This window comes from Acinetobacter sp. WCHAc010034 (assembly GCF_001696615.3).
Taxonomy (GTDB): Bacteria; Pseudomonadota; Gammaproteobacteria; order Pseudomonadales; family Moraxellaceae; genus Acinetobacter.
In genome coordinates, this window is record NZ_CP032279.1 from 2,745,188 (window position 1) to 2,758,434 (window position 13,247).

Consider the following 13,247-nt stretch of genomic DNA (forward strand, 5'->3'; position numbering starts at 1 on the left):
TTCTTTCCGAAGTAATCCATCGGAATCTAAAAAAGCCTTTAAACTCAATGTTTAAGGGCTTTTTTATTGGCTGTATTGTCCGATGCTGTCCTAAGCGATTTGACCCTATTTTTGCTTTGTGTGGGTAAAAATTGGCAAAATTTACCCAGAAATTAACACAACAAATTCTGGTTAAAGATATGTCACTCACAGATGCAGAATGTAGAAAAGCCCAACCGAAAGACAAGCAATATCGTCTATCAGATTCGCATGGTTTATCGCTGATTATTACGACTAAAGGTCAGAAGTATTGGAATGTTCGCTATACCGTTCATGGGCAGCGTCAATCTGAGTCACTAGGACCATACCCAGAACTTAGTTTGAAAAAAGCAAGAGAAATGGCTTATGAACTTAAATATAGACATTCAAAGTCAATACTTCATGAGGATATAAAGCCTTTCTTTAAAGAAGTAGCTGAAGATTGGTTTGATAATCAGAAGGAAACGTGGTCGCCAAAACACATTAGTAATGTACGAGCCTCTTTAGATGAACTTTATATTGCTCTAGGCAATAAACGCATCAATCAAATTCAGGCGCCCGAAATATTGCAAATTATTAAAAAGATAGAGGCTAGAGGATCGCTTGAAGTGGCAAAACGGACTTTATCCCGCTGTGGTATGGTCATGAAGTACGCTATTGCACACGGCTATCGCTACGATAATCCTGCAGGCGATTTGGTCTATGCATTAAAAAATAAGCGTGTGAAAAATTTAGCATCATTACCTGCTTCAGATATGCCCGAATTTCTAAGAAAAGTTAGAGCTTATCCAAGTGATGCTCAGACACATCATGCCATCATTTTAATTATGCTGACTGGTGTCCGGATCAATGAGTTACTACAAGCACGTTGGGATGAATTTGATTTGCAAGGGCGTAAGTGGGATATCCCTGAAGAACGTATGAAGAATCGTCTTCCGCATCGTGTACCCTTAACAGACATGATGATCGATGAGCTTCAGGCACTACGCTTGACACATAACCAAGACTTGCTATTTCCACATCGTTTAAATAACAAAGAGCCTATGCGTAGTGAATCGATCTTAGCAGTGATTAAGCGGTCAGGCTATGCAGGTCGAATGACGACACATGGTTTTAGATCGCTATTCAGTACAGTCGTGAATGAATCAAATCTGTTTAATCCTGATGCTATTGAACGTCAGCTTGCCCATGTACCACAAAACCGTATTCGATCAGCTTATAACCGAGCTCAATACTGGGGTGAGCGTGTAAAAATCATGGAGTGGTATGGGGAGCAGGTGAGGACATGGATGGAATTTTAAAATTATTAGCAAAAGTTTGAATAGACCGAAATCCCCCTTAAACCAATATGGTTTAAGGGGGATTTTTTTATTTAAGTGTCATTAAACTGTTGGAATAGATGTACTTGTCCAAAGTGTTGTAAATAGTTAAAACGACAGTTGTAATTTATAAAATTTGCTGTTGTATTAATTAAAAAATGCAGTAGTAAAAGTTAAAATTTGCTGTAGTAAAAAATTAGTAAATGAGTCATTATAAATGTATAAAACAATAGCTTACGTTGATGTTGTATGTCTAATACTACCTATTTTCCCAATGCTGCTTTGGTACAAAGTGGTGATTTATTTAAAATAATGGAACTGCGTTATTCGCATTCAATTTATGATGAAGATGGTTGCTACAACATAAAACGGCCAGTTTCTAATTCTTTGGAATTGATTCGGTGGTATCGAAATTGTGAGGATTTTTTTTACCAATTGTCCGTCGAAGGTACACCTCCTTCTGAAAATGATTTTGAGTCATTTCAAGCGGAGTTGGACAAGTTAATAGTCAAAGATGAAGTGCTTGGGAATTTTGGAATAGCAGAATATTCCCAAGATTGTAGGCAGCTATACTCTGATTTGAGGCTACGTGAATATCGAAATTTGGTACTAAAAAAATATGGTGACAATGAGCTGACTAATTGGTTAAAAGAAGTTTACCCTGTCCGAGAACAGCTAAAATTATTAGCAAAACATGAAGCACGATTTGATTTAGATGTTGAGTACCAATCGCAAATTGAAGGCTTACAGCTATTGTTAAAAAATACAGAGGCTGCATATTTTTTAGCATTTGATATTGAAATTGAAGCGGATCAGTTCAAAGGGGATATGATTGCAAATTGGCGAGAAAATGCTGTTTTGCTAAAACCTATATTGGAAAATGCACTGAATGATATTTTGAAAGAACAATCGGATACTTTACGCATTTGTGTGAAGTTTGAAGATGATGGTATCTATGGCTTTCGATTTCATATAGTCATTTTCTTGCAATTTTTGACCTTAACTGAATCAGCGTGGCTAGCAGAGTTTAATGAAAAATTGCAACATAGATTGTCTGATAAAGTATTGTTAAGTGAGTGGTTGAAGCCACTTTACACAAAAAAAATAAACGTATGGCGTAATCATAGGGATTTAAATGAATTAGCTCATTCCAAGGAAAATTTGGATAAAGCTGAGCAAAGTATCTATTCAAATTTTCAAGACTATCAGCACGATATTACCTTTAAAATTATCAATTGGAATGAGCAGTTAAGAAAGCTGCAACCTGTATTAAAGTTTGAAATAGATGATTCTTTTAGTAATGAAGACAGGCAAAAATTAGAGTATTGGGGGATTAAATACCTATTCATTTCTAGTAAGTATATATATCTCCAGCAACATCATGAGGATTTACATCCATCTATAGTAAGTTTTGTTTATCGATCCCCAACCCCAAAACAAAAAATTGTCTCTAAATTAGCAGCACCTGAAATACAGGAAAAAGATAGTCGTCCTAGGGGTGAGCAGAAGACAGAAAATCCAAATCAGTCAAGAAGAAAAAAAAATCAAGTGAATGAAAAGCCTGTAACACAGCAAAGAAGGACTGATGTAAACCAAACTTCTTTCTACAATGAAAAACTCGATTTTACCAAAAATATGCCTTTGGCTGATGTTGCTGAATCAAAAGCCAAACCAAAATTTCAAAGCAAAACAATTACCAAAATAGAAAAGCTTCATATTGGCGCACCAAAAGATGAAGATGTGATAAACCCATCAAAAATACCAACTTTGCAAGATTTTATTGATTACATCTTGGATGAGAAAAATGGCATATGGAAAACTGAAATCAAAAATAAGCAGCGAGTCAGTTGGGCTGAAATATTTTTTAAAAATAAGATTCGTGATGCGGAACTATTAGCTTTTCTGATCAGATTTGAACATTTTAGTGACACTTTGTTCCATTCAGCAAATTCATTTTTTTCAGTAGTACCAAAACAGAATTGTAGTCCTAAAGGTTTATCTTTTGTTGGAGGGCAATACCTTTTTTTATTCTATAATTTTCATACACAACAAATTAAAAATAAGTTAGATGAGTTGAATATTCAATCAGAATATTGGAATTTGATTACCATGATGTTTGAATCTCGTCCTGATGAAGAATATCAGTTCGATGGTTTACAATTAAAGATGCATCATCAGCAAGTTCAAAAATTTAATGACTTGATGAAAAAGGCGCGAGTATTGGTAAAAGAGTATCAAAAGAAAATGCAGCAACCTTTAACATATCTAAAGTATGCAGATGCTAAGTTGTGGCAAAAGACTTTTGATCAAGAATGCATTCTTATGCGTTGGCAATTTAATCTGCCGAGTGACTCCAATATAAAAGAAAGATTAATGTCACTTTTTAATAAATTTAAAACGAGGTTATCGGGTAAAGAACGTCACTTTAAGAATGTTCAACATATTTTGTTGGAATGTAAAAGGCATCAAAGTGTTTCTTTAGATGTTGTATTGATATTTGATAGTGCTGAATTAGCGGAAGATCAAAATAAGCTAAGTGAACATGTTGAAGAGTGATGTGTGCTTAAAAAACAGGAGGGTTTAACTTGGTAAACTATACATACTCATTAGGAGTTTACCATGAGCAAGAAACAGAAGACTTACACCGCAGAATTTAAAGCTGAAGCCATAAAAGCCATTGAAGAGAACCAAGGTAATGTATCGGAATCCGCTAGACAACTTGGCATTTCAATGCAAACCCTTTCGAACTGGAATAACAAAGCAAAGGCTGGAACTTTAGCAGGCACAAAACAGTATTCGCCCGATCTAAACGCCTTACTCGAAGAAAATAAGAAGCTTAAACAACAGCTCAAAACAGCTGAAATGGAACGTGAATTTTTAAAAAAGGCAGCAGCGTACTTTGCCAAAGAAAGTCAGTGAGGTACGCCTATATGAAATCGCAAAGCCACTTATTTCCGATTATTTTAATGGCTCGATTACTTCGTGTATCCGTTTCTCGCTTTTATGATTGGCTAAAGCGAGGCATGAGTAAAAGATCAATTCAGCGAAATCAGCAGACAATTTTGGTCAAAATAGCCCATGAAGAAACCAAACAAAGCTATGGCTATGTTCGATTAACCAAGCATTTACAAGCGCAAGGTATCAAAATAAGTACGTATGCTGTGCGCCAAATAAAAAAATCAAATCAGTTGTATTGTAAGCGCCATAAGCGTTTCAAAAGAACCACGAACAGTGATCACAACCGTTCTATTTATGACAATTTACTCAAGCAACAGTTTTCAATGACGAAGCCTAATCTTGCGTGGTCGAGTGACATTACCTACATTTGGACGGCTGAGGGCTGGTTGTACTTGGCAGCTGTCAAAGATCTTTACACGAAACAGGTTGTTGGCTATAGCTTAAATGAGCGCATGACAGCCAAGCTTGTTTGTGATGCATTGAATATGGCTATTCGCAATCAGAAACCTGCTAAAGATCTCATTGTACATTCAGATAGAGGCAGCCAATATTGCAGTAATGAATATCGAAACTTACTTGAGAAATTTGATTTTCAGGGTTCAATGAGCAAAAAAGGCGACTGCTTTGATAATGCACCGATAGAGAGTTGATGTGTGCTTAAAAAACAGGAGGGTTTAACTTGGTAAACTATACATACTCATTAGGAGTTTACCATGAGCAAGAAACAGAAGACTTACACCGCAGAATTTAAAGCTGAAGCCATAAAAGCCATTGAAGAGAACCAAGGTAATGTATCGGAATCCGCTAGACAACTTGGCATTTCAATGCAAACCCTTTCGAACTGGAATAACAAAGCAAAGGCTGGAACTTTAGCAGGCACAAAACAGTATTCGCCCGATCTAAACGCCTTACTCGAAGAAAATAAGAAGCTTAAACAACAGCTCAAAACAGCTGAAATGGAACGTGAATTTTTAAAAAAGGCAGCAGCGTACTTTGCCAAAGAAAGTCAGTGAGGTACGCCTATATGAAATCGCAAAGCCACTTATTTCCGATTATTTTAATGGCTCGATTACTTCGTGTATCCGTTTCTCGCTTTTATGATTGGCTAAAGCGAGGCATGAGTAAAAGATCAATTCAGCGAAATCAGCAGACAATTTTGGTCAAAATAGCCCATGAAGAAACCAAACAAAGCTATGGCTATGTTCGATTAACCAAGCATTTACAAGCGCAAGGTATCAAAATAAGTACGTATGCTGTGCGCCAAATAAAAAAATCAAATCAGTTGTATTGTAAGCGCCATAAGCGTTTCAAAAGAACCACGAACAGTGATCACAACCGTTCTATTTATGACAATTTACTCAAGCAACAGTTTTCAATGACGAAGCCTAATCTTGCGTGGTCGAGTGACATTACCTACATTTGGACGGCTGAGGGCTGGTTGTACTTGGCAGCTGTCAAAGATCTTTACACGAAACAGGTTGTTGGCTATAGCTTAAATGAGCGCATGACAGCCAAGCTTGTTTGTGATGCATTGAATATGGCTATTCGCAATCAGAAACCTGCTAAAGATCTCATTGTACATTCAGATAGAGGCAGCCAATATTGCAGTAATGAATATCGAAACTTACTTGAGAAATTTGATTTTCAGGGTTCAATGAGCAAAAAAGGCGACTGCTTTGATAATGCACCGATAGAGAGTTTCTGGGGCATACTCAAAAATGAACTAGTCCATCATCGCAACTACAAAACAAGGGAAGAAGCCAAAGCGGATATTACAAAATATATAGAGTTATTTTATAATCAGCGAAGAATTCAAAAAGGCTTGGATTTTAAGACACCAAATCAAATGGCAGAAGACTTTTATCGGTTAGCTGCCTAGAATCTCCCAAGTGAAAGTCTCCTGCTAATTCAGCACACATCAAACCTCTTAAAAAAATACAGAGGTGACTCATGACATGGTTATAAACACTTTAGAGGACTAACCATGTCAATCACTACACTGAATACCAAGCTTTATTCTGAAACTGAAATCCTATTTGCAGTTGAAAACTTTGTTATTAACATCCATCTGGCTGGTTTCAATCACGCTCAAAAACAAGAGTTTAAAGAGCTGCTTGAGCTATTCGATGCCATTTACAATATCGACTATTGCTATGGTGACTATATCTCAGCCTTCATATTGTTGAAATTGTATATTGACCAAATCCGTTTTGATCCACTTGTAAAGCAAACTGATAGTTATGATTTCGTTTTAGAACTCAATGATGAGCAATTAGCATTTTATGAAAAGATGCTCAAGATGCTAAAGGGGGAAATTGAACGAGACCTACATCAGTTTAGGCTACAAGAAAAGGACAATACAGAAAGCTTGAAGGAATATGTTGAACAGATATTCAATCACCATACGAAGGTGCTTATGGTTCGTGTAGATTTAGGATATTTAAAGGATTCGAAACAGCAAATCACAGTAGAGCAATTCTATCGGCATTTTGAAATCATGCGTAATCGCCTATCTAACCAAGATACCTTCTTTAGTAATCTTCATGGATATTCATGGGCAATTGAACAAGGGAAGGAACGGGGTTATCACGTACACCTATTGCTTATGTATGATGGAACCAAAGTACAGAATGGTTCTTATTATGCGCAGCGAGTAGGGGAAAAATGGCAAGAGATTACCCAAGGGCATGGCAGCTATTTTAATCTGCATGACAAAGAGTATATTCATAAGTTACGCATGGCAGGCTGTGATATTGGATTGGGAATGGTGTCGAGAAACAATGAAGGTGATTGGGAAAAAGTGGTTACTGTAATTGAATATCTTACAGACCCCGCTAAGGACGAACAGCGTCTCAGAGTAAAATGTTTTAGGAACATGCAAACTTTTGGGAAAGGTCAGTTCGAGAATAGCAAGCGTAGAGGGATCAAAAAATAACTTAAGTCAAAATTCTTGACTTATACATTATTAGCTAAAAAAGCTGTTTTGCTATTCTAAGGAATTGAGCCATTATAGTGGCTCAATTCTCATAGGTAGTATTTGGATACTATGCCATTGAATAACAATAACTTATATTTGTGATTTTTATCAATATTTAGTTGAATCTGTTCTGGGCTTTGGAATACTGGAACTGTTTTTTAATTGATTATTTGTCATGTTGTGTGGCTACTATTTAATCAATATTCCACTTTTGTGGATAGAATTTAGAAATAATGAAGTCATGCTGTCTTTTTTGTAATCAATAAATATATAAATATAAAACAAGCAGTATTCCTAACCATCTGAATTGACTTCAATCCTCCTCACCTTTATTCTTAGCGTGCTGGCCTACATTGCCAGTGGGTTTTAGCAGACCCTATACACAAGAATACTAAAAAGTCAGATTTTTAGTATTGGATCCTCACGTCCCCCTTTTTTCTATGGTAGGACGGAGGGGGACGCGCTTGCGCGTGCTGGATCCTTGTGTACCAGTCTGCTAACCCTCTTCGTTCTGCCACCATTATTTAGCAGTGATGTGGTAGTTCTTCTTTTACACAAGGAGTCCATCATGGTCATTCAAATCTTCCCCTTACTGTACTGAATTCTATTTCAAACAGCTGACTTTTTACCAAGCAGTTGATGGGATTTATTCGTCTCATTTTATTCATATCCGCATATCTTCCTCACTAGGGAGCATGCGTTGCTGTGTCTTAAATTTTGATTTCAATACAGAACAATATTAAAGGGGTGCTTTATGAGAATTCAAACATTCAGCCTGCTGGCTGTACTGCTTTTACCTGTTTTATCTGCCTGTTCATCTACGGATGCCAAAGACCGTAAAGCCTACATCGAACAATGCATGTATCCAAACGCCGCTATTAAAACTGCAGTCGAAAGCGAAGAATCCTGCACCTGCCGTTATGACAGCATTCGTGAACAATATGGCAAGCCTTTCTTTACTGTACCCATTACCAGTGATGAAGATAAACGCCGTCTGGACTTTGCCAGAGGCTATACCGTGGGCAAATGCAGAGGCTAAGGGGCAGCACATGAAAAACAATATATTACTTCTCATCATTGCAGTTGCTTTGCTTGCTGGCTGTACGTCCAAACAAGAAAAGGCCTGTCAGGAAGAAGCGGATGTCGCTGAAACCGTGATGCAGGCTCGATTGAACTATGGCGGCTTTGCCGAAGCGACTTATATGCTTGCTGGCGATAACCTTGAACTGCGTGAGCAGCTCAGACCGATGATTCATGATGCCTTTGAATACGGCCGAGGTGGTACAGCAACCTATGAGAAAACCAAGCAGATATTTAAAGACAAATATTACCAACAGTGCATGGAACGACCAGCACCTTGATGTGAATGCCTGAGCATACAGGCGATGGGGGAAAGATGAAAAAGATCATAATGTTGGCAACAATTACCATGTTAACAGTCGGCTGTGAAAAGCAACCAGAAGCAGCACAAGCACAGAATACCGTAGCTAAAACTGAAAAAGCCAAACCAGCGGTCAAAGCTGAAAAACTGACTGAGAAAGAAATACAGGATTTGGAGTCCTTAGAAAAATCACCCAGTGAAGAAACAGCCAGTACTGCAGGCTATTATCTCAGCAATCTAGAAGTGACTCCGGCACAGGAAATACGCGAGTTTATCGCTAAAGGCTGGGATGAGTGGGAAACACTGAACCGGCAGGAAGCTGAAAATGCAGATCAAGCCGAATCTGCTCAAGGTAATGCATCCATGCAGTACCGCATCGAAATCAAGAATCAGGTCTTTGGCGGGAAGCATGTGGTTGAAACGGCTTATCTGCATTTAATTTCATTGTCCGACAGCATTAATCTCGATCGGGTTGTGGTGAACCGCGGCAATTGCAAAGCGGATTACCGTGACGGCGCCAACCCGATTCTATACGGCCAATCGATGCGTTTCTTCCTGAATTGTGATCCGCGCAATGTCCGTGAGGTGGTTGCGGTACTCAAGGATGGACGTGAAATTGTGATGACAGCACAATAGGGTCAGGACTGTATCTTCTATGTGCGCGGGCCACAGGCTATACGCTTAAGGCGTTTGCGTGAATTGAAAGAAATTTCACTTATATAACATAAAGATGAATCTACACACAGAATGAATTTATTGAGTTCAATCACACGTAAGATTTAATAAATACATTCATAAGACCAATCTTAATCAGGCTGCTGGACTTCATTCCAATTAAGGGATGGGATTCAGCAGCCTTTTTTGTTTATAAGGAAAAATCTCATGGCACATCAACTTGAACAAATGGCGTATGTTGGCGAAACCCCTTGGCATGGACTAGGTAATCAACTCAGCCAAAACCAGCCGATCGAAGTCTGGGCACAGCAGGCCGGTATGGACTGGCGCATTGAATCCTCCAATGTCAGTTACATGGCGCAGAATGAACGCGGGCAAAGCATCATCATGCCTTATGAAGAGCAACGGGTGCTGTACCGCTCTGATACCCATGCTCCGCTGTCTGTGGTTAGTCAGCGCTTTCAGGAAGTCCAGCCCCGTGAAATTCTGGAATTCTACCGTGACCTGACGGAGCAATCTGGCTTTGAACTGGAAACAGCAGGGGTACTGAAAGGCGGCAAGAAGTTCTGGGCCTTAGCTAAAACTGGACAGACCTCTGCCTTAAAAGGCAAGGATGTCAGCAATGGCTATATGCTGCTGGCAACGGCTTGTGACGGTACCTTGGCGACCACGGCGCAATTTACCTCCATCCGTGTGGTGTGCAACAACACTTTAGCGATTGCCCTGAAAGGACAGAACAGCAATGCCGGTGTGGTCAAAGTCCCGCACAGCACCCGCTTTGATGCAGATAAGGTCAAGCAGCAGTTGGGCATCTCTGTGCGTGCATGGGAGGAGCACATGTATGAAATGAAACAGCTGACTCAGCGTAAAGTGACCCAGCAGGAAGCTGCCGCCTATTTCGATGCGGTGTTTAACAACAGCAGCATGAGCATGGCAGATCAGGAGGACAATATCATTCAGTTCTACCGTGATGTGGCGGCTCAGGCCGCGCAAGCCAATGCAAAGGAAAAGTCGGAACCGAATGCCAAATCCATGAATAAGACCATGCAGATGTTTAACGGTCAGGGGCGAGGAGCAACGCTGTCCTCTGCTAAAGACACGGCCTACGGTTTGCTGTGCGCGATTACCGAGTTCACAGACCATGAACGCCGCGCCATGAGTCAGGATCACCGTCTGGATTCAGCATGGTTCGGTGCAGGCGCTGGACTCAAGCAGCGCGGGCTGGAACAGGCCTTGCGCATGATTGCCTGATCTCAATCAGTTCACCTGAATCAGCCCAGAAAATCCGTTCACCAACACACCTTCAATACTTCACAGCCGCATCTGCAGATGCGGCTTTTTTATGCCCGAAATTGAACAGAATAGGAAAATAAACATGAACTCAGCAATATTCGTTTATCAAAACCAAACGCAGCCGCAACACCGTATGCCTAAGTTATTTATGGCAAAACGCTTTGTCGATACTCGAAAACTCAGTCAGGCCGAATGGCTGGAAGTACGGCGTCAGGGCATCGGCAGTAGTGACTGCGCTGCAGCCTGCGGCCTTAATCCCTATATGTCGATGCTGGAACTGTGGATGATCAAGACTGGACGGATCAAACAATCCATCGAAGATGAAAGTGAAGGCCATGCGCCTTTGTACTGGGGTAAGCAGCTAGAGCCTCTGGTTGCCGAATACTACAGCATGCATACCAACCGAAAAGTCCGCCGCGTGAATGCTGTACTTCAGCATCCTGATCCAGACAAGTCCTTCATGCTGGCGAACTTGGATTATTCAGTGGTAGGCAGTGAAGACGTTCAGGTGCTTGAATGTAAAACTGCAGGAGAATATGGCGCGAAACTTTGGCGAGATGGGGTGCCTTTATACGTACTCTGTCAGGTACAACACCAATTGGCTGTTACAGGTAAGAAAGCCGCACATATCTGCGTGCTGATCTGCGGGCATGAAACCCGTATTTTTAAAGTGACCCGAAGTGAATCTGTCATTCAGCATATCGTGAATGCAGAACGCTACTTCTGGGAGTGTGTGGAAAAGGATACACCGCCTGATGCAGATGCCAGTGCATCGGCAGCCAAAGCATTACAGCAGCTGTATCCCGAATATGTACCGCTGAGCACTGCGGATTTATCTGGGGATGAGCAAGCCAACCAGCAGTTTGAACAGCTGATTCAAGCGCGCAATCACATTGAAAAGCACCAAGAGCAGTTTGACTTGCTGAAGCACCAGCTGCAGGCCAAGATGCAGCAGGCTGAACGAGCGACCTTTAAAGCCGGTTCGGTGACATGGAAAAAGGCCAAAGACTCGATCAGCTTGGATACGAAGGCTTTGCTCAAATCACACCCTGAATATCTCAGCCTATTCCCGCAAAGCAAACAAGGTTCACGGCGCTTCAATATCTATACCGATTAGCCTAAGCAGAACATTTAACAATGACCGAAAAATCCCATGCCTGAGCGCATGGGATTTTTTATGCCCAATTCATTTTTACTCAACACAGCAGCGCATTTAAAGCATAGAGGAAAACACCATGATTAAAGGTTTAGTAATCACACCGCCTATTTTAGGACGCATCAGTATTGGCAAGGTTGTTGAAAAGAACGGCAAGCGTCTGCCTGAAAAGGATGACCAGTTTACCATTACCAGCCAAATCCAAAGCAAAGACGGTTGGATCAAGCATCCATTGGATGAACGGCTGCGTGCCAGAGCACAGAACCAGAAACTCCGAAGCATTCCAGTCCGTATGATCTTCAATGATCCTGAGCTGAATCTGAGGGCGGAATACAACCTGTTTGACCGGCAAACTGGTCGGCCTGTTTGTATCGGCAATGGAGAAACCTGCCAGCGATTGACCAATCAAGGTATAGAGCAGCATCCATGTCCATCACCTGACCTTTGCCCATTGGCACAAGGTGGCAACTGCAGACCCTATGGACGTTTGCATGTCAATTTAGATGAGTCGGATGAACTGGGTACATTTATTTTCAGAACCACAGGCTTTAACAGCATACGAACGTTGACCGCACGGCTGAACTATTACCATGCCGCATCGAATGGCTTGCTGTCATGTCTACCGTTACAACTCACCCTTCGAGGTAAATCCACCACACAAAGCTATCGTAAGCCCGTGTATTACGTGGATCTAACTTTAAGGGATGGTGTCAACCTTCAACAAGCCATTCAAACAGCGAAAGAGATTGATCAACAAAGTAAAGCTTCAGGCTTTAATCAACATGCTTTAGATCAGATGGCACGGCAAGGTTATGGTAATGCGAGGTTTGAGATGAATTCAGAAGAAGGATTGGACTTGGTAGAGGAGTTGTATACGGATGAGGCTGTTGAGTCTGAGCAAATACAGCCTGAGTCGAAAACCAAGGTAAAGCCTAAGCTGCATCAGGCAGATAGCTTTGTACAGAATCTTCAGCAAGGCTTACAGCAGAATGTATGGGCTGTGAATTAGAGGGAGTGGACGCGATTGGACTCCGTAAAATTTTATTGGACTGCCCTATGATCTGAGCGAATACGCGCTCGCATCAATGATTAGGAGTAAACATCATGAATGCGTTCACAGGTCAAACCTTTCAGATGAATCAACTTATTAGTATTAAAGAAGTCATTAAAATTATAGGTGTAGGGAGATCGACTATTTACGAAATGATGGATGAGTTTTCACCGTATTACGATCCTACTTTTCCAAAGAAAGTTAAAATCACGCAAAACCGTATCGGCTGGTCAGCTTATGAAATTCATCAATGGATTGAAAGCAAGTTGGCGGAACGTGCATAAAACTGGGAGCTTTGGCTCCCTTATTTTTATTAGCTCGTAGTTTGATAGGGAGAAATTATACTTACAAAATTCGATGCTTTTCATAATTAAAATTACATTTTAGATATATTTTTTTTCGATGAATTTTAATGAATT

Annotated in this window: 11 protein-coding genes and 1 pseudogene; all 12 read left to right on the forward strand. The window is 40.5% G+C overall.

Going from position 1 to position 13,247, the window contains the following annotated elements; all coding sequences use genetic code 11:
* Nucleotides 1-179 precede the first annotated feature (179 nt).
* A complete protein-coding gene (locus tag BEN74_RS14810) occupies nucleotides 180-1,319 on the forward strand; it encodes a tyrosine-type recombinase/integrase (RefSeq protein WP_068911719.1) in 1,140 nt (379 codons plus the stop codon).
* Nucleotides 1,320-1,586: 267 nt separating this feature from the next.
* Nucleotides 1,587-3,893: a hypothetical protein gene (locus BEN74_RS14815; protein WP_068911698.1), complete on the forward strand. Its 2,307-nt coding sequence runs from the start codon at nucleotides 1,587-1,589 to the stop codon at nucleotides 3,891-3,893.
* Between the two features lie 63 nt (nucleotides 3,894-3,956).
* Nucleotides 3,957-4,942 (forward strand): annotated as a pseudogene (locus BEN74_RS14825) (IS3 family transposase); the annotation flags it as partial.
* A gap of 66 nt (nucleotides 4,943-5,008) precedes the next feature.
* A protein-coding gene (locus tag BEN74_RS14830; RefSeq protein ID WP_119285041.1) for an IS3 family transposase occupies nucleotides 5,009-6,174 on the forward strand; the annotation gives its coding sequence in 2 pieces (ribosomal slippage) (nucleotides 5,009-5,267 and nucleotides 5,267-6,174; 1,167 coding nt in all).
* A gap of 105 nt (nucleotides 6,175-6,279) precedes the next feature.
* A complete protein-coding gene (locus BEN74_RS14835; RefSeq protein ID WP_068911025.1) occupies nucleotides 6,280-7,230 on the forward strand; it encodes a YagK/YfjJ domain-containing protein in 951 nt (316 codons plus the stop codon).
* Nucleotides 7,231-8,026: 796 nt separating this feature from the next.
* The gene (locus BEN74_RS14840) at nucleotides 8,027-8,311 is read left to right on the forward strand and encodes a hypothetical protein (protein ID WP_086374383.1); all 285 of its coding nucleotides are present in this window, start codon (nucleotides 8,027-8,029) and stop codon (nucleotides 8,309-8,311) included.
* Between the two features lie 10 nt (nucleotides 8,312-8,321).
* Nucleotides 8,322-8,633: a hypothetical protein gene (locus BEN74_RS14845; RefSeq protein WP_068911048.1), complete on the forward strand. Its 312-nt coding sequence runs from the start codon at nucleotides 8,322-8,324 to the stop codon at nucleotides 8,631-8,633.
* A gap of 35 nt (nucleotides 8,634-8,668) precedes the next feature.
* On the forward strand, nucleotides 8,669-9,289 hold the full coding sequence (locus BEN74_RS14850) for a hypothetical protein (protein WP_068911049.1): 621 nt from the start codon (nucleotides 8,669-8,671) through the stop codon (nucleotides 9,287-9,289).
* A 246-nt stretch (nucleotides 9,290-9,535) separates the two neighbouring features.
* Nucleotides 9,536-10,579, forward strand: coding sequence for a DUF932 domain-containing protein (locus BEN74_RS14855; protein ID WP_068911026.1), 1,044 nt, complete (start codon nucleotides 9,536-9,538; stop codon nucleotides 10,577-10,579).
* Nucleotides 10,580-10,703: 124 nt separating this feature from the next.
* Complete coding sequence (locus BEN74_RS14860; protein WP_068911050.1) at nucleotides 10,704-11,738, forward strand: YqaJ viral recombinase family protein; 1,035 nt, start codon at nucleotides 10,704-10,706, stop codon at nucleotides 11,736-11,738.
* Between the two features lie 118 nt (nucleotides 11,739-11,856).
* The gene (locus BEN74_RS14865; protein ID WP_068911027.1) at nucleotides 11,857-12,786 is read left to right on the forward strand and encodes a hydrolase or metal-binding protein; all 930 of its coding nucleotides are present in this window, start codon (nucleotides 11,857-11,859) and stop codon (nucleotides 12,784-12,786) included.
* Between the two features lie 95 nt (nucleotides 12,787-12,881).
* The gene (locus BEN74_RS14870; RefSeq protein WP_068911028.1) at nucleotides 12,882-13,112 is read left to right on the forward strand and encodes a helix-turn-helix transcriptional regulator; all 231 of its coding nucleotides are present in this window, start codon (nucleotides 12,882-12,884) and stop codon (nucleotides 13,110-13,112) included.
* Nucleotides 13,113-13,247: the final 135 nt, after the last annotated feature.